Here is a 22,454-nt window from a genome sequence, read left to right on the forward strand (position 1 = left end):
GACACGCTCAAGCCGCCGCGGCCAACTCCTCCCGCGCCTCGCGCGGCACGAACCGCACCTGCGGATGACCACCGTTCCAGCCGACCGACAACCGCAGATCACCGACACGGGCCAGAACCAGGCCGACCGCCCCCACCCGGCCACCACCGCACCAGATCCTGGCCAAGCCCGCACGACCCCGGCCCGCCACGCTCAAGCCGCCGCGGCCAACTCCTCCCGCGCCTCGCGCGGCACGAACCGCACCTGCGGATGACCACCGTTCCAGCCGACCGACAACCGCAGGTTGCCGACACGGGCCAGGACCAGGCCGATGGTCACGGCGGCCAGCGCGGCGATCGCGCCGCCCGCCGCGAGGCCGGCGCGGACGCCGTAGGCGTCGGTGATCCAGCCGGCGATCGGGGCGCCGATCGGGGAGCCACCCATGAACACCATCATGTACAGGGCCATCACGCGGCCCCGCATGGCCGGGTCGGTGCCCATCTGGACGCTGGTGTTCGCGGTGACGTTGACCGTCATGCCGAACATCCCGATCGGGGCCATGAGCAGGGCGAACAGCCACAGCGAGGGGGCGAGTGCGGCCACGATCTCCAGCGTGCCGAAGGCCACCGCGCCCACGACGAGCACCCGGAGCCTTGCGGTGCCGCGCCGGGCGGCGAGCAGGGCGCCGGCCAGGGAGCCGACCGCCATCACCGTGTTGAAGAGGCTGTAGGAGCCCGCGCCGGCGTGGAAGACGTCGTCGGCGAAGGCCGAGAGGTAGACGGGGAAGTTGAAGCCGAAGGTGGACACGAACCCGACCAGGACGATGGTCCAGATCAGTTCGGGCCGCCCGGCCACGTACTGAAGACCCTCCCGCAGCTGCCCCTTGCCGCGTGGGGCGCGCTCGACGACGTGCAGCTCACGCGCCCGCATCATCAGCAGGCCGACGAGCGGGGCGACGAAGGACAGCCCGTTGGCGAGGAACGCCCAGCCGGTGCCCACACCGGTGATCATCACGCCCGCGACGGCGGGGCCGATCAGGCGGGCGGACTGGAAGTTCGCGGAGTTCAGGCTGACCGCGTTCTGGAGCTGGTCGGGGCCGACCATCTCGGAGACGAAGGACTGGCGGGCCGGGTTGTCGACGACCGTCGCGAGGCCCACGGCGAAGGCGGCGAGGTAGACGTGCCAGACCTGGACGTGGCCGCTCAGGGTGAGGACGGCGAGCGCGATACCGGTGGCGCCCATCGCGGACTGGGTGAACAGCAGCGCGCGGCGCTTGGACAGCCGGTCGACGAGGACACCGCCGTAGAGGCCGAAGAGCAGCATCGGCAGGAACTGCAGGGCCGTCGTGACACCGACGGCGGTGGCGGAGCCGGTGAGGCTGAGCACCAGCCAGTCCTGGGCGATGCGCTGCATCCAGGTGCCGATGTTGGAGACGACCTGCCCGGCGAAGAACAGGCGGTAGTTCCTGACCCTCAGCGAGCTGAACATCGAGGACTTGCGGGGGTAGTGGGCGGTCGGTGCGGGGACGGAAGGTGTTCCGGGTCCCGTACTCAAAGTGCGTTCGCCTCCTCTTTGCGGCTTACAGGTGTGCGAGTTTCTCCAGCACGGGGGCGGCTTCGCGCAGTTTCGCCCACTCGTCCTCGTCGAGGCCGTCGACCAGGGTGGCCAGGAAGGCGTTCCGCTTGACGCGGGCCTCCGCGAGCATGGCCTCGGCCTGCTCGGTCTGGGTGACGACCTTCTGGCGCCGGTCCTCGGGGTGCGGCTCCAGCCGGACGAGTCCCTTGGCCTCCAGCAGCGCCACGATGCGGGTCATCGACGGCGGCTGGACGTGCTCCTTGCGGGCGAGCTCGCCCGGGGTGGCCTGGCCGCAGCGGGAGAGGGTGCCCAGGACCGACATCTCGGTGGGGCTGAGCGACTCGTCGACCCGCTGGTGCTTGAGTCGGCGGGACAGTCGCATCACGGCTGATCGCAGGGAGTTCACGGCGGCAGCGTCGTCGCCATGGGTGAGGTCCGGCATCTCTTTAGCGTAACTCATTACTCTGGCTAAACAAGCTGGCGTGCGCGGGGATTCCCGTGACTCCGGCCACTGAAACCCGATCTTCACCCATACGAGTGAGTCGGCAGCGGAACGTGAACGCCGCTCCCCGGCGGCGGCGACCCTCGTGTTCATGGGGACCAGCGTGCTCAGCCTGCGGATAGACGGGGAGCTGCTCGAGCGGCTCCGCGACCATGCGGCCAAAAGGGGAATGAGCGTCCAGGACTATGTGATCCGAACGCTCATCCGGGACGACTTCGACGAGCGGTTCCAGAGCGCCGTCGACGAGACCGAGAAGTTCTACGGGGTCACGTGAGGCCCAGCGCCGGCATCAGGTAGTAGAAGGTGAAGACGGCGGAGACGACGTACATCGCGGCCGGGATCTCCCGGCCCCGTCCGGCCGCCAGGCGCAGCACCACGAAGGTGATGAAGCCCATGCCGATGCCGTTGGTGATCGAGTAGGTGAACGGCATCATCACCATGGTGATGAAGGCCGGGATCGCGATCGTGTAGTCGACCCAGTCGATGTCGCGGACCGAGTTGGCCAGGATCATGAAGCCCACCGCGAGCAGCGCGGGGGTCGCGGCCTGGGACGGGACCATCGTGGCGACGGGCGTCAGGAAGAGGGCCACGGTGAAGAGCCCGCCGGTGACCAGGTTCGCGAAGCCGGTACGGGCGCCCTCGCCGACTCCCGCCGTCGACTCCACGAAGGCCGTCGTCGCCGACGACGAGCTCGCACCGCCCGCCGCGACCGCGAGGCCGTCGACGAAGAGGACCTTGTTGATGCCGGGCATCTGGCCCTGGGCGTCGGTGAGCTTGGCCTCGTCGGAGACGCCCATGATCGTGCCCATCGCGTCGAAGAAGCACGACAGCAGGACCGTGAAGACGAAGAGGATGCCGGTCAGCACGCCCACGTGGGAGAAGCCGCCGAAGAGGCTGACCTTGCCGAGCAGGCCGAAGTCGGGGGTGGCGACCGGGTTGCCGGGCCACTTCGGGGCCGTGAGCCCCCAGGACGGGACATTGGCGACGGCCTCGATGATCATCGCTACGACGGTCATCGTGACGATCGAGATCAGGATCGCGCCGGAGACCTTGCGGACGATCAGCGCGAGGGTGAGCAGGGCGCCCAGGATGAAGACCAGGACGGGCCAGCCGTTGAGGTGGCCGTCGCCCCCGAGCTGGAGCGGGACGGTGGTCTGGGCGACGTCCGGGATGCGGGAGACGAAGCCGGAGTCCACGAGCCCGATCAGCATGATGAACAGGCCGATACCGATGGAGATCGCCTTGCGCAGACCGAAGGGCACCGCGTTCATCACGCGCTCGCGCAGACCGGTGGCGACCAGCAGCATCACGATGAAGCCCGCCAGGACGACCATGCCCATCGCGTCCGGCCAGGACATCCGGGGCGCGAGCTGGAGGGCGACGACGGAGTTCACGCCGAGGCCGGCCGCGAGGGCGATCGGGACGTTGCCGACCACGCCCATGAGGAGGGTGGTGAAGGCCGCGGTCACGGCGGTCGCGGTGACCAGCTGGCCGTTGTCCAGGTGATGGCCGTACATGTCCTTGGCGCTGCCGAGGATGATCGGGTTCAGCACGATGATGTAGGCCATCGCGAAGAACGTGGCGAACCCGCCCCGGATCTCACGGGGCAGGCTGCTGCCCCTCTCGGAGATCTTGAAGTAGCGGTCGAGGGCGGTCGGCATTGGATGTTCCTACGAGCAGAAGTGGACAGATGTAAACCGTTTCAGTATGAACGTATAACTCGGACGATCGCCATCTCCGCGCGTAGATGTGATCGCCTCGTAAGCTGTCCCCATGGCCGGATTTTTTTCGGGACCCGTGAAGCACGAGGCGCCCGAGCCCCTGGAAGGGCCCGTGGTGGCCACCGTCACCGGTGGCACGATCCTCTGGTTCGTCCTCTTCCTCGTGCAGCTCCCCTTCTACGGCTGGTTCGACGACCACGGACACACCTGGTGGCTGTGGACCTGTCTGGCCGGGGGCGTGCTCGGGCTGTACGGCACCTGGTACGTGCGGAAGCGGGACGCGGCCCTCAAGAAGGCGGCGGCCGAGTCTGCTGCCGAGTGACGAGCAACCCCTAGTACCACGGCATCACTCGCCCGTTCCCGTCTCCTCCCCAGGTCGGAACTTCCGGTCACTCGGCGGGTGAAGCCGCAAAACCGCACGTACCGTCGAATGCATGACGCACACCGACGCGGGCGCCGAACTCGACCGCACGACGGGCCTGTCCCCGGCAGTGACCGGGCTGACCGCCGCCGAGGTCGCCGAGCGGGTGGGGCGGGGCCAGGTCAACGACGTGCCGGTGCGCAGCAGCCGGAGCCTCGCGGAGATCGTCCGGGCGAACGTCTTCACCCGGTTCAACGCCGTCATCGGTGTGCTCTGGCTGGTCATGCTGTTCGTCGCGCCGTTCCAGGACAGCCTGTTCGGGTACGTCATCCTCGCCAACACCGGGATCGGCATCATCCAGGAGTGGCGGGCCAAGAAGACCCTCGACTCGCTCGCGGTGATCGGCGAGGCCCGGCCGACCGTACGGCGGGACGGGACCGCGGTCCACGTCGGCACCTCGGAGATCGTCCTCGACGACCTCCTCGAGATCGGGCCCGGCGACAAGGCCGTGGTGGACGGGGTGGTCGTCGAGGCCGACGGCCTGGAGATCGACGAGTCCCTGCTGACCGGCGAGGCCGACCCGGTGGTGAAGCGGCCCGGCGACCAGGTGATGTCCGGCAGCTTCGTGGTCGCCGGCGGCGGCGCCTTCCGGGCGACCAAGGTCGGCCGCGAGGCCTACGCCGCCCAGCTCGCCGAGGAGGCCTCCCGCTTCACCCTGGTCCACTCCGAGCTGCGCTCCGGCATCTCCACGATCCTCAAGTACGTGACGTGGATGATGGTCCCGACCGCGATCGGCCTGGTCATCAGTCAGCTGTTCGTGAAGGACAACGACCTCAAGGACTCCGTCGCCCGGACGGTCGGCGGAATCGTGCCCATGGTCCCGGAGGGCCTCGTCCTGCTGACCTCGGTCGCCTTCGCCATCGGTGTCATCCGGCTTGGCCGGAAACAGGCCCTCGTCCAGGAACTCCCCGCCATCGAGGGCCTCGCCCGCGTCGACACCGTCTGCCTCGACAAGACCGGCACCCTCACCGAGGGCGGCATGGACGTCACCGAGCTCAGGCCGCTCAGGGGCGCCGACGAGTCGTACGTCCGCAAGGTCCTGGGCGCGCTCGGCGAGTCGGACCCGCGGCCCAACGCCTCGCTCCAGGCGATCATCGACGCCTACCCGGACGTCGAGGAGTGGCGCTGCACCGAGGCGCTCCCCTTTTCCTCGGCCCGCAAGTACAGCGGCGCCACCTTCAGCGAGGGCGACGGCGAGTCCGGTACGTGGCTGCTGGGGGCACCGGACGTGCTCCTGCCCCCCGCCGACCCCGCCCTCGCCGAGACGGGGCGGCTCAACGAGCAGGGCCTCAGGGTGCTGCTGCTGGCCCGCGCCTCCCGTGACCTCGACGATCCCGAGGTCGCCCGGGGAGCGCGGCCCACCGCCCTCGTCGTACTGGAACAGCGGCTGCGGCCCGACGCCGCCGACACCCTGCGGTACTTCGCCGACCAGGACGTGCGCGCCAAGGTCATCTCCGGCGACAACGCGGTGTCGGTCGGGGCGGTGGCGGCCAAGCTGGGGCTGAACGGCAGCGTGGTCGACGCGCGTGAACTGCCCGCCGAGCCGGACACGATGGCGAAGACGCTCGACGAGGGCACGGTGTTCGGGCGGGTCACCCCGCAGCAGAAGCGGGACATGGTGGGGGCGCTCCAGTCACGCGGGCACACGGTCGCGATGACCGGCGACGGGGTCAACGACGTGCTCGCCCTCAAGGACGCCGACATCGGGGTGGCGATGGGCTCCGGGTCGGAGGCCACCCGGGCGGTCGCCCAGATCGTGCTGCTCGACAACAGCTTCGCGACGCTGCCGTCCGTGGTCGCGGAGGGCCGCCGGGTCATCGGCAACATCACCCGGGTCGCGACGCTGTTCCTGGTGAAGACCGTGTACTCGGTGCTGCTGGCGGTCCTCGTGGTGTGCTGGCAGGTCGAGTACCCCTTCCTGCCACGGCACCTGACCCTGCTGTCGACGCTGACGATCGGCGTCCCGGCCTTCTTCCTGGCCCTCGCGCCCAACAAGGAACGTGCGAGGCCGCATTTCGTGCGGCGGGTGATGCGGTACTCGATTCCGGGCGGGGTGGTGGCGGCGGTCGCGACCTTCGTGACGTATCTGATCGCCCGTCACTACTACACGGGGTCCGGCGCGTTGGACGCGGAGACCAGCGCGGCCACGCTGACCCTGTTCCTGATCTCGATGTGGGTGCTGGCGATCATCGCCCGCCCGTACACCTGGTGGCGGCTCGCGCTCGTCGCGGCGATGGGGCTCGGGTTCGTCCTGGTCCTGGCCGTGCCCTGGCTCCAGGACTTCTTCGCGCTGAAGCTGGTGGGGATGGCGATGCCGTGGACCGCGGTCGGCATCTCGGTGGTGGCGGCGGCCGCCCTGGAACTCCTGTGGAGGTGGGTCGACCGCCGCGGTTCCGCTTAGCGCTGGGCTTCAGCCGGGACGGAGCCCTCGAGAGGCGCGTTCTACTGGACGTCGATGTAGTCGGCCGACGAGTTGACCGGCGAGGTCGTCGTCGTGCCCGCGAAGACGTAGCGGAAGTAGCCGTCGGTGGAGGCCGTCACCGTGGTCTTCAGGGCGCCCGTGGAGCTGGACTTGATGGTCTTCAGGGTGCTCCAGGTGGTCGCGCCCTTCTTCTTGAACTGGAGCTTCACCGGCTGGGTCGCGTAGCCGGCGTACTTGTTGGTGTCCCAGTTCGCGCGGGCGAGCTTGCCCGTGACCGTGATGGTCCTGCCCTTCTTCACCGGCTCCGGGGAGGCGTCGGTGGTGAGGGTGGCCTTGCGCTGGAGGTGGGTGGTGCCCTGGTTGCCCTGCCAGGTCATGCCGCCGGCGTCGTTGACCGCGAGGGCGCCCAGCTTCCAGGTGCCGGCCTCACTGCTGAGCAGGTCGCCGTCCTCGTCGGAGCCCTTGGGGCGGAACTGGATCTTCGCCGTGCACTTCAGGACGGTCGAGGAGGACGCCGTGCAGGTGCCGGGCTCGTCCCCGCCGAGCAGGTCGTCGGAGTTCAGTCCGAGCGTGGTGCCGCGGTAGAGGACGGGCCCGGTCTGGAAGGAACTCGCGTTCAGGTTCGCGGGCTTCGTCACGGTGTACGTCGCCGAGACCGTGACCGTCGTGGTCGTCCCGACCACGATGTTCTTGCCGCTGTTCACCTTCAGCTGGGAGAAGGTGACGGCCGGCCCGGCCGTGGCGGCCGAGGCGGACGGCACGGCGAGGGCGGAGAGTGCCACGGCGCCGGAGGCGGCGAGGACGAGGGCGCGTATGCGCATGTGCGTTCCCCATGAGGAGAGAAGGATCTCGGAGTCTGCTGACTCACTCCCTAGATCCGTGACGCAGGGGACTGGTTGTACGGGTGGGACATGATTTTCCCCGCACATGCGCAACGCTTTACCTCGGCACGACTTACTTGACGTCGATGAAGTCACCCGCGGCGTTGACCGCCGGGGTGGTGGAGGTGCCCGCGAAGCTCCAGCGGAAGAATCCGTCGACCGTGGCCTTGACCGTGGTCTTCAGGTCCCCCTTGGTGTTGGTCTTGATGGTCTTGACGGTGGTGTAGGTGTTGGAATTCTTCTTCCGGAACTGCAGCTTCACCGGCTGGGTCGAGTAACCGGCGTACGTCCGGGTCTCCCAGTTGGCCCGCGTCAGCTTGCCCGTGACGGTGATGGTCTTGCCCTTCTTCACCGGCTCGGGGGAGGCGTTGACCGTGAGCTTGGAGAGGCGCTGCACCTTGTGGGTGCCGTAGAAGTCGTTCCAGTAGACGCTGCCGACCTCGTCGTTGGCGAGGACCGCGGCCGTGACGTGCCAGGTGCCGGCCAGCGAGTTCATGTACAGGTCGCTGCCCGGGACGGCCGTGACGGTGAGCTTGCAGGTCGAGGTCGTGGCGTTGACCGCGGTGCAGGAGGCGACTTCCTCGTTCGGCGTGAGCAGGCCGTCGATGTGCTCGACGTCCTTGCCGTGCCACAGGTCGATGTAGGCGTCCTGGATGCCGGCGGAGTGGCTGGCGGTCAGGGACACGGTGAACTTCTTGGCGGCCGTCGTTCCGACGACGATGTCCTTGGCACCGTTGACCGTCACCTTGGAGACGACCGGCAGCTCCTCGTCGGCCGCGGCGGCGGTGCTCATCGCCGCACGCGAGACACCGAAGCGCTCGGCGGCGGTGGTCTTGTCGAAACCTCCGTCGGCGGCCTGCGAGGCCGGCACGGCGAGGGCGGAGAGGGCCAGGGCACCGGAGACGGCGGCCACGGTGGCACGAATACGCATGTGTTCCCCACGTGAGATCAGTGAGTCTGTGTGACTCGACTGATCAGATAAACGAGTGGGGCGAAAGGTTGCACGATTGGTAAGAGTTCTGTGTGAGCATCTTCTACGCCCTCTCCCGCTACCCGAAGGACGGCGAGTTCCTCGACTCGTCCGTCGATGTCACCGCGGTGGGCGGGCAGGCCTGGGCGGAACTCCTGGCGACCCCGCTGGAGCAGCTGGCCAATGTCCACCCCCCTGACCCGGGAACACGCCGAGCGCGTCCATCAGTTGACCGGCGTCGCGCTCGACCTGGCGAACTACGACTACTTCCTGGAACCGGAGAAGGGCCCCACCGCGTGAGACTCGCCCTCTCCCGCTACCCGAAGGACGGCGAGTTCCCCGACTCGTCCGTCGATGTCACCGCGGTGGGGCTGGACGTCCTCCCGAGCGTGTCCGGCGGCTGACCGGGATCACGCTCGGTCTGGAGAGGTACGCGTACGTCCTGGACCCCAGCTCCGGCTGAGCCGCTCAGTCGAACCAGCGGTCCCTCGCCAGTTCCTCCGTGCGGGTCGGGTCCTCCAGGAGGGCCGCCACCTCGAAGCGGCGGGGCCACTGACGGGCCGCCCAGGCGAGGCCCGCTGCCACGCCCTCCAGGGTGGCCGCATGCAGGACGCCGTCGTTCGTCAGGCGCCAGTCGATCTCCACGCCGTCGACGACCAGTTCCTCGTGCTCGACGTACGAGGACGGGGTGCCCGGACCCAGCAGGATCCGTACGGACTCCGGGACGTCGTGTTCCGTGCCCTCGGAGTCCACCGAACCCGTCACGGACTCGCTCAGGCGGCGGACCTGGAAGAGTTCGGCCAACTCCGCCGCCCTGGACGGCCGCACGGGGAGAAGGGGGACGCCCTCCGTGAAGGGAAGCAGGTCGGGTGAGTCGACGACCACCGCGTCGGCCGCGTCCACGACCTCGACCCGGCCGTCGGTCACCGCCCGCAGCTCGTCGGGCAGGGTGACCTGTTCGGGGTCCAGGTCGGCCAACGCTCCGTAGAGGGCGTGCAGTTGGCCGGAGGACACCGGCCGGTCGGGGTCGGCCAGCCGGTCGAGGAGCTCGGCCGCACCCCCCGGCTCCGCCAGCAGCGCGGCCACCGAGGTCCGCACCCCCAGCGCCCGCAGCACCTGCTCGTCGTCGAACCCGGTCGCGTCGGCCTCGTCGTACAGGCCGCGCAGGAGCGGGTCCCCGCCCGCCGCCAGCAGACCGGCGGGGCGGCGGCCGTCGAGCACCGGGTTCCCGCGCAGCCACCAGGCGGTGTACGGCCGTACGACCTCATGGGTGCCGTCCGGCAGCAGGATGCGGACCTGCTGGGTGAGGGCGTCCCGCAGCGGGGGCTGGGCGAGCAGGGCGAGGGCCTGGGGCCACTTGTCCTCGTCGACCAGGTCGAGATCGCGGACCGCGACCAGTTCGGTGGCGACCGGCGGCACCGGGGTGTCCGGGAAGCGGTCGAGGATGTCCTCGCACCACACGTCCACGGCGTCCAGCAGCCCGGCGTCGTCCGGCTCGGCGAAGTCGCCCTCGCGGGGCTCCAGTTCGTCCGGGTCCAGGACCACGTCGGTGGCGCGGACCAGGGCGAAGTTGGCGAGTACCCCGCAGGCGGCCAGCGGCTGCTCGCCCCACTTCTCCGCCAGCTCGGCGTCCACGAAGGCGAGTTCGTCCTCCCGCATGACCTCGGCGAACGGGCTGCCGGGCAGGACGAGTTCACCCGCGGGGACCAGTTCGCCCTCCTCGTCGGGCAGGGCGAGCGCCCCCAGCCACGGCTCCTCACCGGGCTCCAGGTCCGCGTCCCGGACGAGCGCGAGGACGGTGTCGGCCAGCTCCTCCGCGTCCGGGGTGTCCTCCTCCCAGCTCGCACCGCCGTCGTCGTCCAGGGAGGCGGCCACGGCGGCCCGCACCTGGGGTGTGGTGAGCACCGCGCGCGGGGTCCCGGGCAGCGCGCCCAGCTTCTCCAGGAGCGGGTGGGCGGCGTCCGGGTGGGCGACCTTGAGGCCGAGCCGGGCGAGGAGTTCGGGGTCGATCAGGGGGCCGTCCGAGGTGGGCAGCAGCACCTGCCGGGGCCCGATCGTCGTACGCCCGTCGGCGAGCGGGACGGGCAGGCCGGAGAGCCGGTCGGGGTCGACGCCCGCGAGGCTGTCGTAGAGCCGCTGCCACCACTCGGGTTCCTTCTCCAGGCCCGCCAGCCGGTCGATCGCGTCGGTCAGCGGGACCCGGGCGACGCCCAACGTCCGCAGCTCCACGCGCCGTTCGAGACCGGCGGGCAGCAGAGTCGGCAGCACCTCGGCGAGCACCCGCACGGTGTCGGCGCCGGCGCCCTCGACGACCTCGGCCTCGCGGGGGCGCAGGGCCTCGGGCAGCTCCGAGTCGTCACCGGGTTCGAGGGCGGGCGGTGGGAAGGCTGGGAGGGCGGGCGGGAGAAACGCTGGGAGGGCGGGCGGGAGAAACGCGGTGCGCGGGAGGCGGTCCAGGATCGCCTGCCGCAGCGCCCCGTCCAGTTCGCCCTTGCCGAGCGGGCCGGGCACCAGCGCGATGACCCCCTCGCTCACCGGCCGCCAGCCGGCCAGGAGTTCGGCGTACACGTCCGCCGCGCGCTGCACGAGGAAGTCGGTGAGGGGCCCGGGGGCCGCGTGCCGGCGGGTGGTGTCCAGCGGGAAGGACGCGATGAGCAGTGCGGGCACGCCGAGCGGTTCGTCGCTGGGGGTCGGGGCGTGCACGACGGGGCTGGTGCGGGGGTGGGCCGGGGTGCCGTCGGGGTCGGCGGGCACGGCCCAGGTGAGCGACCAGTGCGGCCGCAGCCGCTCCTCGACGGGCCGGCCGGCGAGCAGTTCGGGGGTGAGCGGACCGTGCGCGGAGGCCGTACGCCAGCGGGTCGTACCGTCCCGCGAGTCCTCCACGACGGTGAGGTCGTCCTCGGTGCGGCGGCTGATGGTGCGGGTCGTGTCGGCCGTCTCGATCACGACCTCCTCGAGCCCGGGCAGGGCGAGCAGGAGGGCGTCGTCGACGGCGTCCAGGAGGCGCTCGGCGAGGTCGGCGGCTGCGGTGTCGCGCAGCGGGAGGATGACGACGGTGTCGTAGGGCTCCGGCGCGGTGCCCTCGGCCGCGAACGGGAGCCGCAGCAGCGGGACATGGCCGTCGCGGCGGCGGATCTCGTCGCCGAGCCCCGGGCTGTGGCGGGCGGTGTCGGCCGCGTGGTCGCGGGCCTCGGCGAGCGACCAGCGCACCCCGCCGTGCCGGCCGACCACGGCGGGCTCGTCGGTGACCGCGAGGACGGCGGCGAAGCCGACACCGAAGCGGCCGACCGAGCCGTCGCCGTTGTCGCGCTTGGCGGAGGCGCGCAGCGTGGAGAGGGACTCGACACCGGCCGCGTCCAGCGGGGCACCGGTGTTGGCGGCGAACAGGACACCCTCGCGAAGGGTGAGGCGGAGCCGGCCGGGCACGCCCGCCCTGGCGGCCGCGTCGGCGGCGTTCTGCGCGAGCTCGACGACGAGCCGGTCCCGGTACCCGCCGAGGACGAGGTCCTCCTCGGCGTTGGCGTCCTCCCGGAACCGGGCGGGGCTGGTGGCCCAGGCGTCCAGCACCCCTCGCCTGAGCCGGGCGGTCCCGAACGGGTCGGCACCCTCGGCGGCGGGCCGCACGAACTTGCTCACGTTGACTCTCCTCATCGGCGTGACGACGAAGGTACCGCGAGGAGGGAGGACCGTAACTCGGGGAGGGTTCGCAACGGCGAAGACGGTCCGGGCCAACCGCTCCTTCGGCGGGACCGCCCGGACCCACAACCTGACGGTCGACGACCTGCACACCTTCTACGTGTTCGCCGGGCGGACGCCCGTCCTCGTCCACAACGCCACCTGCAAGGTCGCGTGGCTGTCCGGGAAGCTCCCGGCGGCGGGGGAAAGCGTCCTCAACGACCGGCGAGACGTACTACACCTGGACACACCATGGAGACGCGGGTGACCCGCCATTCGTACGGATTCGGTGAGCGACTTGGAATTCAGTGAAGGCCTGACGATCCTGTCCCCGGCCGAGGTGTCCGCCGTGCTGGCCGAGGCCGGGCGGCAGCACCTGCCGATGTTCGTCCTCGCGACGGACGGCCGGGTCGACCGGGAGACCTTCTTCCACGCCGTCCGCGAGACCCTGCCCCTGGACCCGCCGTTGGCGGGCACCAGGAGCTGGGACGCCCTCTCGGATTCCTTGTGGGAGGGACTGCGCACCCTGGAGTCCCCGCACGTCGTCATCGTCTGGCCAGACGCCGTGTCGCCCGCCGACGGGGCGGACGAGGACTTCCGGATCGCTCAGGAGGTCCTGCGTGACATCACCGAGTCACTGACCGACCCCGTCACCACCAGCGGCACACCGAAGCGGGTGTCCGTCTTCATCGCCGTCGACCCGGGTCCGTAAGGGCCCGCTCCCCCCACCATGAGCCCCGCGGTCCCCCGACGGCGGGGCTCACTCGTGCGCCGGGGAGGGGAACCGGATTGCCGCGAGCGGCGAAGTACGGGTGAAAGCCCGAGCTTCAGAGCGTGACAGCGACGTGACAGCGACGAAAGGAGCCCCGATGACCGTCGAACCGGGCGTCACAGTGGGGCAGGACAGCGACGCCGCGGTGATCGAACGGTCGTGGGAAGAGCCCGAGGCGTTCGCCGTGCTCTTCGACCGCCACGCCGACTCGGTGCACCGCTACGCGGCGCGCCGGCTCGGTGCGGAGACCGCCGAGGACGTCATGGCGGAGACCTTCACCACCGCGTTCCAGCAGCGCTTCCGGTACCGCACGGAGGCGGCCGACGCCCGCCCCTGGCTGTTCGGCATCGCGACCAACCTCGTCGGCCGCCACCGGCGTGCCGAGGCCCGGCGGCTGAGGACTCTCGGCCGGCTCCCCTCGGCCGCCCCCGCCGGACAGGCCGAGGAGGCGGTCGCGGACCGGGTGGCCGCACGGGTCAGCGCACAGGCGGTGGGCGGCGAACTGGCCGCCGCCCTCGCCCGGTTGCCCGCCCGGCACCGGGACGTGCTGCTGCTGGTCGCCTGGGCCGGCCTGGGCTACGAGGAGGTCGCGGCCGCCCTCGGTGTGCCGGTGGGGACGGTCCGGTCGCGGCTGCACAGGGCCCGCAGAAAACTTCGTGAGGCATTGGGCGGATCCGATCCGACCGCTCTTCGAGAGGAATCCGACGATGAATGAGATCGAGCTCCTGAGGGAGTGGGACGCGGACGCGCCCCCTCTCTCGGACACGGCCCGCGCCCGTGCCCGTGCCCGCCTGTACCAGGCGATGCGGGTCCCCGCGGCCGCGCCCGTCGTGGTGGGCCGCCGTCCGCTGCTGCGGATCGCCGTGGCCGGAGCCGCCGCGGCCGCGGTCACCGCGACCGTGGTGGTGGCCCAGGACACCGGGGGGAACGCCCCTCGCACGCAGACCGTCAGCGCGACCACCGTGCTGCGGGGGGCGGCGGCCGAGGCACTGCGCACCGAGAAGCCGCTCGCCCCGCGCGACGACCAGTTCATCTACACCAAGGAGGTCATCGAGCGCAGGCCGGTCTCGGGCGGCCCCGTGAAGAAGTGGGTCGACGAGAGCTGGAGCTCGGTGGACGGCTCCAAGAAGGGCTACGTCAGCGAGCTGGGCCACAAGCAGTGGGTGCCGGTGTTCCAGCCGGGTCAGAGCACCTGGCCGCCGTCCAAGTGGTCCGAGCTGAAGGAACTGCCCACCGATCCGGGGAAACTGACGGCCACCCTGCGCGACATGGGCGGCAAGCCGGACTACGGCAGGCCGACGAGGGCCGACGAGTGGCCGATGGTCCAGATCTTCCTTTCCGGACTGCTCCGCCACTCCGTCCTGCCCAAGGGGCTGCGCTCCGCGGCGTTCGAGGCGCTCGCCGCCGCCCCCGGTGTCAAGGTGCTGCCGGGCCGGACCGAGTTCAACGGCCACACCGCCATCGGCGTCCGGTACGTCGTCGGCCCGCCGGGCACCTCCGCGAAGGACGGCGGGCGGCTGCTGCTCTTCGACGCGAAGACGTACCGGTACCTGGGGCTGCGTGAGCGGGCCGCGGAGAACGGCACGGCCTACGCCTACGACCAGTCGCAGTACATCGTCGCCGACGGCGTCGTGGACCGGGTGTTCCAGCGCCCGTGAGCCGAAGGCCCTACGAGTGGCCCAGTTCCGCCGACGCCTCGTCCGCGGTCTCCGGCACCGAGCCGGAGTCCCGGGCGGGGCGCAGCGGGAACGGGTCCACCCGGGTCTCGTCGATCACCGGCGGGGCCGGCTGCGGGGGCTTCGGCATGACCGCCGCCTCCGAGTGGCCTCCGCAGCCGTAGGACAGGGAGACCACGCGGCCGTCCGCCGGGGCGAACTCGTTGGCGCACAGGCCGAAGGCCTGGCCCAGCGAGCCGCCCAGGGGGACCAGGAAGCCGCAGCTGACGCAGGGCGCCGGGGCCGCCTGGGCCATCGGCGTCTTCGCGCCGAAGGACTCCTCCCAGCGGTCGGCGGCGACATGGAGGCCGTAGCGGGACAGGACCCGGGCCCGGCGCATGCCCAGTTCCTCGGCGACCGCGGCGATCGAGCCGCGGGTCGGGGCCACCGGGAGGTTCGAGGGGGTGCCCCCGGTGAGCTCCGCGTCCTCGGCCTCGACCAGCTCGGCCATCTCCTCGGAGACCGGCGCGCTCGGCAGCGGCTCGTCCTCGCCGGTGTAGCCGGGCTCCAGGCGCAGGTCCTCGGCGTCGGTGGGGAGGAGGTCGCCGGGGCCCATGTCGCCGGGGCGCAGGCGTTCGCTCCACGGCACCCACTCCGGTGCCAGCAGCGCGTCCGGGCCGGGGAGCAGGACGACCTCGTCCAGCGTCACCAGCTTCGCCCGGGAGGCGCGCGCCACCGTGACGGCCCAGCGCCAGCCCCGGTAGCCGAGTTCCTTGCACTCGAAGAAGTGCGTGACGACACGATCGCCCTCGGAGACCAGGCCGGCGTGCTCACCCACCACACCGGGCGCGGCGGCCTCCTCGGCGGCCGTGCGGGCGAGGTCGACGGCCTCGGCGCACAGGCGGTCGGGGGTGCGGCTTCGCGTTGTCGCTGCGCTCACAGGTATCGCTTCTCTCCTACGCCGTCACTCGGGTGCGCCGGCCTGAAGGCGACGGATGCGGACGGAGCGGACCGGAGGACCGCGTCGACGTCCGCGCCCGATCGCGCTCGGGCGCACCTGCTCCCATCCATTCTGCGGGATGTCAGAGAGGCGCGCGGCCGAGAACGTTCGCCACGGCGCGCTACGCACGCTACCTGTTCGTCGCCGCTCGGCCTACACCGACGTGAGGGTTCGTTGCCCCAGTGGCCCTCCACCGGCCCCCCGGAGGGGCTTGATATGCGTTCATACGCGCGGTAACCGCACTACTCACAGCTTTCTCGGGGCACTATGACGGGGTGGCAGCCACGAGGACACCCCAGGGAGCCACCGGGATCGGTGGCGGTACGGGCCGGATGACCCAGATGACAGGGCCCGTGCGCGCCGTCGGCCGTGCCCTGCACTTCCCGTTCACCGGTACGGCCCGCGGCATCCGCAAGGCGACCCACGCCCACGGCGCGGGCGAGTCCGGGCTCGGCAAACTGATCGAACTGCACGCCGTCAACGGCGCGGGGGACGTGATGATCACCGTCGCCCTCGCCTCGACGGTGTTCTTCTCCGTGCCGACCGACGAGGCCCGCGGGCGCGTCGCCCTGTACCTCGCCATCACCATGGCGCCCTTCACGATCCTGGCCCCTGTGATCGGCCCGCTCCTGGACCGCCTCCCGCACGGCCGCCGGGCCGCGATGGCGGGCGCGATGCTCGCCCGGGCGATGCTCGCGCTGATCATCGCCGGGGCGGTCGCCACGGGCAGCCTGGAGCTGTATCCGGCGGCCCTCGGCGTACTGGTGGCCTCCAAGGCGTACGGCGTGGTCAGAAGCGCGGTCGTGCCCCGTCTGCTCCCGCCCCGCTTCTCCCTCGTCAAGGCGAACTCCCGCGTCACCCTCGGCGGCCTCCTCGCGACCGGCATCGCGGCTCCCATCGGCGCGGGGCTCCAGGCCATCGGACCGCGCTGGCCGCTCTACGGCGCCTTCGTGATCTTCATCGCCGGCACGTTCCTGTCCTTCTCGCTGCCGCCGAAGGTCGACTCGGCCAAGGGCGAGGACGTGGCGCTGCTCGCCGCCGACGAGGCGCACCTGCACGGACCGCACCGCAAGGAGGTCAAGCGGCCGGGGCTGCGCACGGTCGGCACGGCCGTCACCCACGCCCTCGGCGCGAACGCCGCCCTGCGCTGGCTCTCCGGCTTCCTCACCTTCTTCCTCGCCTTCCTGCTGCGCGAGCACCCGCTGACCGGCAAGAGCGCGGCGGTCTCGCTCGGCCTGGTGGTCGTGTCGGCGGGCGTGGGCAACGCGCTGGGTACGGCCGTCGGGGCCTGGCTCCGGTCGAAGGCGCCGGAGATCATCATCGTGACGATGGTCGCCTTCGCGCTGGGCGCGGCGATCGTCGCGGCGATCTTCTTCGGAGCGTTCCTGGTGGCGTGTCTTGCGGCCGTCACCGGGTTCGCGCAGGCCCTGTCCAAGCTGTCCCTGGACGCGCTGATCCAGCGGGACGTGCCCGAACTGGTCCGCACCTCGGCCTTCGCCCGCTCGGAGACCCTGCTCCAGGTGTCCTCGGTGTTCGGCGGTGTGGTCGGCATCGTGATGCCGCTCAACGGCTACCTCGGCCTCTCGGTGGCCGCCGCGGTGGTGGCCGCGGGCTGGCTGGCCACCGCGAGAGGGCTGCTCGGTTCGGCCCGGCACGGCAGCGCGTCCAAGGCGCGAGTGGCCTAACCGGGCTCCCGGCACACGGCACGCCGTACCCCGCATAAAGGGACCGTGAGGCACGCCCGATAGCCTTCCGCCATGACCACGCTGCAATCCGATGTGCGACGCCGCCGCGCCGTCGCCGCCGCCGGCCTCGTTTCCGCCGGACTGCTCGTCCTGTCGGCCTGCGACAAGCCGACGCCGCGCGTCACCGTCACGGTCGGTTCGACCTCGGTGAGCTCCGAGGCCGTCTGCTACGACGACGGCAACGACCTCGGCAAGGCGAAGGCCGCCAAGTGCGCCCTGGAGAAGTCCGACGTCAAGACGATCAAGGTCAAGCAGAGCGAGACCCTGCGCGTCGGCGTCGACCCCGAGGTCGCCGACACCGGCTGGGCGCTGTGGATCAACGGCCAGCAGATGACGTACGCCTACAAGAAGACCTACTACGCCTTCGACGGCGTCGACCTCTTCGCCCAGCAGCAGGGCCAGGCCCCGCAGAAGACGCTGTACATCAGCATCGTCGAGCAGGACAAGGCGTCCTCCGGCGAGAGCAAGGCGTACAAGGGCGTGTGGAACTTCAAGCTGGAGAACTCCGACTACTGATCCGCCGAATCCGATGCGCATCCTCGTGGCCACCGCCGTCCCGGTCGAACGGGACGCGGTGGCCCGCGCGTTCACGGGCGACCGCCTGACCGTCCTCGCGGCCGGGGTGGGCCCCGCGCTCGCCGCCGCCGCCACCGCGACCGCCCTCACCACGGCGGCCCTGCAAGGCGCTCCCTACGGCCTCGTCGTCTCCGCCGGGATCGCCGGCGGGTTCCTGCCGCACGCGCCGGTCGGGTCGCTCGTCGTCGCCGACGAGATCACCGCGGCCGACCTCGGGGCGGAGACCGCCGACGGGTTCGTGCCGGTGACCGAGCTGGGGTTCGGGACCGTCACCCACCGGCCTCCCGAAGACCTCGTACGGGCCGCCGCGGCCGCGACCGGGGCACGGGCCGGAGCCGTGCTCACCGTCTCCACGGTGACCGGTACGGCCGCCCGCGCGGCCGCCCTGCGGGAACGCCACCCCACCGCCCTCGCCGAGGCCATGGAGGGCTTCGGGGTCGCCGAGGCGGCCGGGGCGCACGGGCTGCCCGTGCTGGAGGTCCGCGCCGTCTCCAACCCGGTCGGTCCGCGCGACCGGGCCGCCTGGCGCATCGGCGACGCGCTCGCGGCCCTGACGGAGGGCTTCGGGAAGCTGACGCCCGTACTGGAGAGTTGGACCCACCATGACGACTGAGCCGCTGCAGATCGCGTACTCCCCCTGCCCGAACGACACGTTCGTCTTCGACGCGCTGGCCCATGGCCGGGTGCCGGGGGCGCCCGCGCTGGACGTGACCTTCGCCGACATCGACGTCACCAACGGGATGGCCGAGCGCGGTGAGTTCGACGTCCTGAAGGTGTCGTACGCCGTGCTGCCGTACGTCCTCGACGAGTACGCGCTGCTGCCGTGCGGGGGCGCGCTGGGGCGGGGGTGCGGGCCGCTGGTGCTGACGCGGGAGGCCGGGGTGGACCTCGCGGGGCGTACCGTCGCCGTGCCGTCGGAGAGGTCGACGGCGTATCTGCTGTTCCGGCTGTGGGCTGCGGACGTGCTCGACGGCGGGGTCGGGAAGATCGTCGTGCTGCCGTTCCACGAGATCATGCCGGCCGTGCGGGACGGCCGCGTGGACGCGGGGCTCGTCATTCACGAGGCGCGGTTCACCTACCAGAACTACGGATTGCACAAGCTCGCGGACATGGGCGAGCACTGGGAGTCGACGACCGGGCTGCCGATTCCGCTGGGCGCGATCATCGCGAAGCGGTCACTGGGCGCGGAGCGGCTGTCACTGCTGGCCGAGTCCATCCGTACGTCCGTGCGGGCCGCCTGGGAAGAGCCCGAGGTTTCCCGGCCTTATGTCATGGCCCATGCGCAGGAGATGGATCCCGCGGTCGCCGATCAGCACATCGGTCTGTACGTCAACGAGTTCACCGCGGACCTCGGCGAGGACGGATATGCGGCGATTCGGGGGCTGTTGACCCGGGCGGCCGCGGAAGGTCTTGTACCCGCTTTGCGGCCCGACGCGTTGTCGTTTATCTGACGCGTTCCTTTGCGGGCATCGGCCATTGGGCCAGTTTCAACATTCCCAGGACCCGGTGGATCAGGAAGCCCGCCAGCGGGAGTTCCACGCACACCGCCAATGCGGCCGACCACCAGACGTCCGGGGTGCCCAGCGCCAGCGAGACGTCGAACCACGCGTCACAGACCAGCAGGGCACCCGTCGTCACCGCCGCCACCACGACCCCCCGGTGGCGGCGCCAGCCGAGCAGGGCCGTGGCGGCCATCGCGAGGAGGAGCAGGACGTCGAAGCCGACCCAGGTGGTGCGCCACTGGCGGACCGTGTAGCCGCTCGGCAGCGTGAAGGCCAGCAGGACCGTCCAGGGGACCAGGCCCGCGGCGCACACGGTCAGCAGTTCCAGGGTGTGGCGCCGCTGCCGCCGGATCTGCTCCAGCAGCCGGGGCGACGGCGCCTCGGCCCGTATCTCGCTCACTACACGTCGAGTTGGTCGGCGACCGCTCGCAGCAGACCGGCGATCTTCTTGCCCGCGACCTTGTCGGGGTAGCGGCCGCGCTCCAGCATCGGCGTGATGTTCTCCAGGAGGGTCGTCAAATCCTGGACGATGGAGGCCAGTTCGTCCGGCTTCTTGCGCGTCGCCGCCGCCACCGAGGGGGTCGGGTCGAGGACGGTCACCGAAAGAGCCTGGTCACCGCGCTGACCGGCGACCACTCCGAACTCCACCTTCTGTCCGGGCTTCAGCGTCTCGACTCCGGCGGGGAGGACCGAGGAATGGACGAAGACGTCGCCGCCGTCGTCACGGGAGAGAAAGCCGAAGCCCTTCTCACTGTTGAACCACTTGACCTTGCCGGTAGGCACGTCTGTCCTCGTCCTCGTACTCGTCGGAAAACTGCTTCTGAAACGGCTCTTGATAGCACTCGGGCGGGTCGTCGGGACCCGCCGGTACCAAGGCTAATGGTCTTCAGGCCGGTGACAAGACGTCGCCCGGTTGTTCCTTCGCGCAGGGAACTACCCTGGTCCGGTGCGTGACAAAACCCAAACGAATTCCGCCGCTCCCGGTGACCGACTGATCCGTGCCGGAGCCATCGTGTTCTTCATCGGTGCGGTGGCCACTCTGGTCACCGTGGCCCCGTTCCTGCTCGGAACGAAGCCATTTCCTACATACATGTTCGGATTGAGCATGCTCATGGCCGTCGGCTTCGTGGTGGCCGGCGCCGGGGTCCTGCAATCCGTCGCGGCGGGAAGGCGTCAGGCGCGGGCCGGAACGGCGTCCGGCCGGTAGTCCGAAAACCACCCCGGGAACTCGGTGAGATCACCGAGGACGACATCGGCTCCGGCCTCGGCCAGTTCCTCGGCGCTGCACGGGCCGGTGGGCACCGCGACCGAGAGCGCCTCGGCGATCCGCGCCCCGCGCACATCGCCGACGTGGTCCCCGACGTACACGCTCGCGCCGTGCTCGCGCAGGGCCTCGCCCTTGCTCTCGGCCCACAGGTTGCCGATCACCGCGTCGGGCTCCATGCCGAGGTGCCTCATGTGCAGCTTGGCGTTGGGCTCCCACTTGGCCGTCACCACGATCGCCCGCCCGCCGGCCGCCTGAACGGCGCGGACGGCCTCGCGGGCGCCGGGCATCGCCAGGCTGCCGCTGACGGCGTACGACGGGTAGAGCTCGCGGTAGAGGTCGGACATGGCCGGGATCCGGTCCGCCGGGAACCAGTACGCCATCTCCTCCTCCAGGGGTGGCCCGAGCCGCGTCACCACCAGGTCGGCGTCGACGTACGTCCCCGTCCGCTCGGCCAGCTCCACCCAGCAGGCGTGGATGCCGGGGCGGGAGTCGATGAGCGTCATGTCGAGATCGAAGCCGACGGTCGGAGCGGACGTGCTTGTAGAGGCCATATGAGCCATTGTGCCCAAGGGGTACGGCCGTCGGACAACGATTTCCGGTGACCTGTTCCGGTGACCTGTTCCCGGGCCCTACCGCCGCCGCTGCGAGCGCCACACGAGGAACAGCGCCGACGCCACGGCCGCGCCCCGCACCACCCACGGCCAGGTCTCGGCGACCGCGTCGTTCATGTGGCCCTGGGCGATGGGCTCGCCCCAGCGGCCCTCGTTGCGCCCCCACAGCCAGACGAGCCCCGCGGTGAGCGACAGGCCCGGCAGGATCACGACGGCCCATCTGGTCTCGGCGTCGCTCAGCCGGCGCGAGGCCCACGCGATGAGCCAGCCGACGACGAGGACGAGCAGGTTGCCGAGCACGGCGCCGGCGACCAGAAGGGCTGCGGCGAGCAGGAGGAGGGGGTTGCTCCAGCTCCCGGGGCCGGAGAAGGGGCGCCGACGGGCCGGGGCGGCCTCGACGACCGGCTCGACGACCTTGGTGACCTTCCTGGGCTTCCACCAGGCCGTGCGGGCCTTGGCCACCGGAGCCTGCGCCGTCTGCGCCGCCTGCTGCACGGCGGGCGCGGGCTCGGGTTTTCTCTCCTCCTTGGGCGGCGGCGGCTTCAGCAGCTCCGGGATCTCCACCCCGCCCACGAAGCCCGGCACGCTGTCGCCGACGCCGAAGGGGCTGCTGTCCACCCGCCACCAGTCGGGCTGCGCCGCGGTGTCGCCGAGTTCGTCAAGGCCGGCCAGGTGCGGCCCGTGGGAGGTGTCCCGTTCGGCGGGTGCGGGCCGCGGCGGGGTGTCGGGGCGCTGCCGGGGGACGACCTTGCGCAGCCCCTTGGGCCGCTCGGTCTCCTCCGTCTCCCGGTCCCGCTGTACGGGCATGGCGACGACCGGCGCCTGCGGGGCACTGCCCGCCGTGCCCCCGGCGGCGGTGACCACCTCGTCGGGACTGCCCAGCTTGGCGATGATCCGGCGGACGGCGGCCGGCGAGTCCACGGTGACCTTGGCGCGCCGCCGGTCGATCTCGTTGCGCAGTTCCGAGACGAGCCGCATACGGGTGGACGACGGCAACTGCCGCTGCTGCGCGACATCGCCGACGCGGCTCAGATACTCGTAGACGACCTGATCGCTCTCGATACCCACGAAGTCCCCTCCGGGGCGGGTGCGTTGGATACCCCGTGGGACGACGTTAGCGCAGGCAGCCGCCGACCGGAGGGGCCCTGGCGGCCTGCGGGACGGTTGCGGGAGCGCGGGG

At 71.2% G+C, this 22,454-nt stretch carries 24 protein-coding genes; 12 read left to right on the top strand and 12 right to left on the bottom strand.

Annotation, left to right across the window (positions count from 1 at the left end):
• Positions 1–7 precede the first annotated feature (7 nt).
• The 3 genes from ACFYZ8_RS36800 to ACFYZ8_RS36810 all read right to left on the bottom strand — a co-directional run bounded on the left by ACFYZ8_RS36800 (position 8) and on the right by ACFYZ8_RS36810 (position 1,996).
• Entirely contained in the window at positions 8–166 is a 159-nt protein-coding gene (locus ACFYZ8_RS36800) for a hypothetical protein (protein WP_388540247.1), read from the bottom strand.
• A 26-nt stretch (positions 167–192) separates the two neighbouring features.
• On the bottom strand, positions 193–1,467 hold the full coding sequence (locus tag ACFYZ8_RS36805) for an MFS transporter (protein WP_388540245.1): 1,275 nt from the start codon (positions 1,465–1,467) through the stop codon (positions 193–195).
• Positions 1,468–1,558: 91 nt separating this feature from the next.
• Positions 1,559–1,996, bottom strand: coding sequence for a MarR family transcriptional regulator (locus ACFYZ8_RS36810; RefSeq protein WP_359037930.1), 438 nt, complete (start codon positions 1,994–1,996; stop codon positions 1,559–1,561).
• A 145-nt stretch (positions 1,997–2,141) separates the two neighbouring features.
• On the opposite strand from ACFYZ8_RS36810, the gene ACFYZ8_RS36815 reads away from it, so the two are divergent.
• Positions 2,142–2,330, top strand: coding sequence for a hypothetical protein (locus tag ACFYZ8_RS36815; protein ID WP_007382848.1), 189 nt, complete (start codon positions 2,142–2,144; stop codon positions 2,328–2,330).
• Here the strand turns inward: ACFYZ8_RS36815 and ACFYZ8_RS36820 are convergent.
• On the bottom strand, positions 2,323–3,717 hold the full coding sequence (locus tag ACFYZ8_RS36820; RefSeq protein WP_388540217.1) for an NCS2 family permease: 1,395 nt from the start codon (positions 3,715–3,717) through the stop codon (positions 2,323–2,325). The genes ACFYZ8_RS36815 and ACFYZ8_RS36820 overlap by 8 nt on opposite strands.
• Before the next feature lie 112 nt (positions 3,718–3,829).
• Here ACFYZ8_RS36820 and ACFYZ8_RS36825 point away from each other — a divergent pair, with 112 nt between their 5' ends.
• A complete protein-coding gene (locus tag ACFYZ8_RS36825) occupies positions 3,830–4,099 on the top strand; it encodes a DUF2530 domain-containing protein (protein WP_359037925.1) in 270 nt (89 codons plus the stop codon).
• Between the two features lie 112 nt (positions 4,100–4,211).
• On the top strand, positions 4,212–6,599 hold the full coding sequence (locus ACFYZ8_RS36830) for a cation-translocating P-type ATPase (RefSeq protein WP_388540215.1): 2,388 nt from the start codon (positions 4,212–4,214) through the stop codon (positions 6,597–6,599).
• 41 nt (positions 6,600–6,640) lie between these two features.
• On the opposite strand, the gene ACFYZ8_RS36835 is transcribed toward ACFYZ8_RS36830, so the two are convergent.
• The 3 genes from ACFYZ8_RS36835 to ACFYZ8_RS36845 all read right to left on the bottom strand — a co-directional run bounded on the left by ACFYZ8_RS36835 (position 6,641) and on the right by ACFYZ8_RS36845 (position 12,107).
• Positions 6,641–7,441 carry a hypothetical protein gene (locus tag ACFYZ8_RS36835; RefSeq protein WP_388540212.1) on the bottom strand — a complete coding sequence of 267 codons (801 nt, stop codon included), beginning with the start codon at positions 7,439–7,441 and terminating at the stop codon, positions 6,641–6,643.
• Positions 7,442–7,574: 133 nt separating this feature from the next.
• Positions 7,575–8,432: a DUF5707 domain-containing protein gene (locus tag ACFYZ8_RS36840; protein WP_388540209.1), complete on the bottom strand. Its 858-nt coding sequence runs from the start codon at positions 8,430–8,432 to the stop codon at positions 7,575–7,577.
• A gap of 507 nt (positions 8,433–8,939) precedes the next feature.
• The gene (locus ACFYZ8_RS36845; RefSeq protein WP_388540206.1) at positions 8,940–12,107 is read right to left on the bottom strand and encodes a sacsin N-terminal ATP-binding-like domain-containing protein; all 3,168 of its coding nucleotides are present in this window, start codon (positions 12,105–12,107) and stop codon (positions 8,940–8,942) included.
• A gap of 19 nt (positions 12,108–12,126) precedes the next feature.
• Here ACFYZ8_RS36845 and ACFYZ8_RS36850 point away from each other — a divergent pair, with 19 nt between their 5' ends.
• The 4 genes from ACFYZ8_RS36850 to ACFYZ8_RS36865 all read left to right on the top strand — a co-directional run bounded on the left by ACFYZ8_RS36850 (position 12,127) and on the right by ACFYZ8_RS36865 (position 14,576).
• Positions 12,127–12,414 (top strand): hypothetical protein, encoded by a 288-nt coding sequence (locus ACFYZ8_RS36850; protein ID WP_388540203.1) that lies wholly within the window; start codon positions 12,127–12,129, stop codon positions 12,412–12,414.
• Positions 12,415–12,444: 30 nt separating this feature from the next.
• Positions 12,445–12,858, top strand: a complete 414-nt coding sequence (locus ACFYZ8_RS36855) for a barstar family protein (protein ID WP_388540202.1) — start codon at positions 12,445–12,447, stop codon at positions 12,856–12,858.
• A gap of 157 nt (positions 12,859–13,015) precedes the next feature.
• The gene (locus ACFYZ8_RS36860; protein ID WP_359037913.1) at positions 13,016–13,633 is read left to right on the top strand and encodes an RNA polymerase sigma factor; all 618 of its coding nucleotides are present in this window, start codon (positions 13,016–13,018) and stop codon (positions 13,631–13,633) included.
• Positions 13,626–14,576, top strand: a complete 951-nt coding sequence (locus ACFYZ8_RS36865; RefSeq protein WP_388540200.1) for a CU044_5270 family protein — start codon at positions 13,626–13,628, stop codon at positions 14,574–14,576. The genes ACFYZ8_RS36860 and ACFYZ8_RS36865 overlap by 8 nt, the downstream gene beginning before the upstream one ends.
• Before the next feature lie 10 nt (positions 14,577–14,586).
• Here ACFYZ8_RS36865 and ACFYZ8_RS36870 read toward each other — a convergent pair whose 3' ends face one another.
• Positions 14,587–15,513 (bottom strand): DUF3027 domain-containing protein, encoded by a 927-nt coding sequence (locus ACFYZ8_RS36870; RefSeq protein WP_388540198.1) that lies wholly within the window; start codon positions 15,511–15,513, stop codon positions 14,587–14,589.
• A gap of 335 nt (positions 15,514–15,848) precedes the next feature.
• On the opposite strand from ACFYZ8_RS36870, the gene ACFYZ8_RS36875 reads away from it, so the two are divergent.
• From ACFYZ8_RS36875 to ACFYZ8_RS36890, 4 genes are all read left to right on the top strand, one after another.
• Complete coding sequence (locus ACFYZ8_RS36875; RefSeq protein ID WP_359037907.1) at positions 15,849–17,258, top strand: MFS transporter; 1,410 nt, start codon at positions 15,849–15,851, stop codon at positions 17,256–17,258.
• A 72-nt stretch (positions 17,259–17,330) separates the two neighbouring features.
• Entirely contained in the window at positions 17,331–17,834 is a 504-nt protein-coding gene (locus ACFYZ8_RS36880) for a hypothetical protein (RefSeq protein WP_359037905.1), read from the top strand.
• A gap of 13 nt (positions 17,835–17,847) precedes the next feature.
• Positions 17,848–18,507 (top strand): futalosine hydrolase, encoded by a 660-nt coding sequence (locus ACFYZ8_RS36885; RefSeq protein ID WP_388540197.1) that lies wholly within the window; start codon positions 17,848–17,850, stop codon positions 18,505–18,507.
• Positions 18,497–19,345 (top strand): 1,4-dihydroxy-6-naphthoate synthase, encoded by an 849-nt coding sequence (locus ACFYZ8_RS36890; RefSeq protein ID WP_388540195.1) that lies wholly within the window; start codon positions 18,497–18,499, stop codon positions 19,343–19,345. Before ACFYZ8_RS36885 ends, ACFYZ8_RS36890 begins: the two co-directional genes overlap by 11 nt.
• Here the strand turns inward: ACFYZ8_RS36890 and ACFYZ8_RS36895 are convergent.
• The gene (locus ACFYZ8_RS36895) at positions 19,338–19,796 is read right to left on the bottom strand and encodes a hypothetical protein (RefSeq protein WP_388540193.1); all 459 of its coding nucleotides are present in this window, start codon (positions 19,794–19,796) and stop codon (positions 19,338–19,340) included. The two genes, ACFYZ8_RS36890 and ACFYZ8_RS36895, sit on opposite strands and share 8 nt — an antisense overlap.
• Positions 19,796–20,179 carry a cold-shock protein gene (locus ACFYZ8_RS36900; RefSeq protein ID WP_356597539.1) on the bottom strand — a complete coding sequence of 128 codons (384 nt, stop codon included), beginning with the start codon at positions 20,177–20,179 and terminating at the stop codon, positions 19,796–19,798. Before ACFYZ8_RS36900 ends, ACFYZ8_RS36895 begins: the two co-directional genes overlap by 1 nt.
• Positions 20,180–20,342: 163 nt before the next feature.
• Here ACFYZ8_RS36900 and ACFYZ8_RS36905 point away from each other — a divergent pair, with 163 nt between their 5' ends.
• Positions 20,343–20,603: a hypothetical protein gene (locus tag ACFYZ8_RS36905; RefSeq protein ID WP_359037896.1), complete on the top strand. Its 261-nt coding sequence runs from the start codon at positions 20,343–20,345 to the stop codon at positions 20,601–20,603.
• Here the strand turns inward: ACFYZ8_RS36905 and ACFYZ8_RS36910 are convergent.
• Together ACFYZ8_RS36910 and ACFYZ8_RS36915 are read right to left on the bottom strand one after the other, a co-directional pair.
• Positions 20,570–21,214 carry an HAD family hydrolase gene (locus ACFYZ8_RS36910; RefSeq protein WP_388540191.1) on the bottom strand — a complete coding sequence of 215 codons (645 nt, stop codon included), beginning with the start codon at positions 21,212–21,214 and terminating at the stop codon, positions 20,570–20,572. The genes ACFYZ8_RS36905 and ACFYZ8_RS36910 overlap by 34 nt on opposite strands.
• A gap of 78 nt (positions 21,215–21,292) precedes the next feature.
• A complete protein-coding gene (locus tag ACFYZ8_RS36915; protein ID WP_359037892.1) occupies positions 21,293–22,342 on the bottom strand; it encodes a hypothetical protein in 1,050 nt (349 codons plus the stop codon).
• Between the last annotated feature and the right edge of the window lie 112 nt (positions 22,343–22,454).

This window comes from Streptomyces sp. NPDC001668 (assembly GCF_042893155.1).
In the GTDB taxonomy this organism is placed as follows: domain Bacteria; phylum Actinomycetota; class Actinomycetes; order Streptomycetales; family Streptomycetaceae; genus Streptomyces.

Coding starts and splice junctions, on each gene's coding strand:
- ACFYZ8_RS36805 (WP_388540245.1), bottom strand. CDS start 1,467: ATGTTCAGCTCGCTGAGGGTCAGGAACTACCGCCTGTTCTTCGCCGGG.
- ACFYZ8_RS36810 (WP_359037930.1), bottom strand. CDS start 1,996: ATGCCGGACCTCACCCATGGCGACGACGCTGCCGCCGTGAACTCCCTG.
- ACFYZ8_RS36820 (WP_388540217.1), bottom strand. CDS start 3,717: ATGCCGACCGCCCTCGACCGCTACTTCAAGATCTCCGAGAGGGGCAGC.
- ACFYZ8_RS36825 (WP_359037925.1), top strand. CDS start 3,830: ATGGCCGGATTTTTTTCGGGACCCGTGAAGCACGAGGCGCCCGAGCCC.
- ACFYZ8_RS36830 (WP_388540215.1), top strand. CDS start 4,212: ATGACGCACACCGACGCGGGCGCCGAACTCGACCGCACGACGGGCCTG.
- ACFYZ8_RS36835 (WP_388540212.1), bottom strand. CDS start 7,441: ATGCGCATACGCGCCCTCGTCCTCGCCGCCTCCGGCGCCGTGGCACTC.
- ACFYZ8_RS36840 (WP_388540209.1), bottom strand. CDS start 8,432: ATGCGTATTCGTGCCACCGTGGCCGCCGTCTCCGGTGCCCTGGCCCTC.
- ACFYZ8_RS36860 (WP_359037913.1), top strand. CDS start 13,016: ATGACCGTCGAACCGGGCGTCACAGTGGGGCAGGACAGCGACGCCGCG.
- ACFYZ8_RS36865 (WP_388540200.1), top strand. CDS start 13,626: ATGAATGAGATCGAGCTCCTGAGGGAGTGGGACGCGGACGCGCCCCCT.
- ACFYZ8_RS36880 (WP_359037905.1), top strand. CDS start 17,331: ATGACCACGCTGCAATCCGATGTGCGACGCCGCCGCGCCGTCGCCGCC.
- ACFYZ8_RS36885 (WP_388540197.1), top strand. CDS start 17,848: ATGCGCATCCTCGTGGCCACCGCCGTCCCGGTCGAACGGGACGCGGTG.
- ACFYZ8_RS36890 (WP_388540195.1), top strand. CDS start 18,497: ATGACGACTGAGCCGCTGCAGATCGCGTACTCCCCCTGCCCGAACGAC.
- ACFYZ8_RS36910 (WP_388540191.1), bottom strand. CDS start 21,214: ATGGCCTCTACAAGCACGTCCGCTCCGACCGTCGGCTTCGATCTCGAC.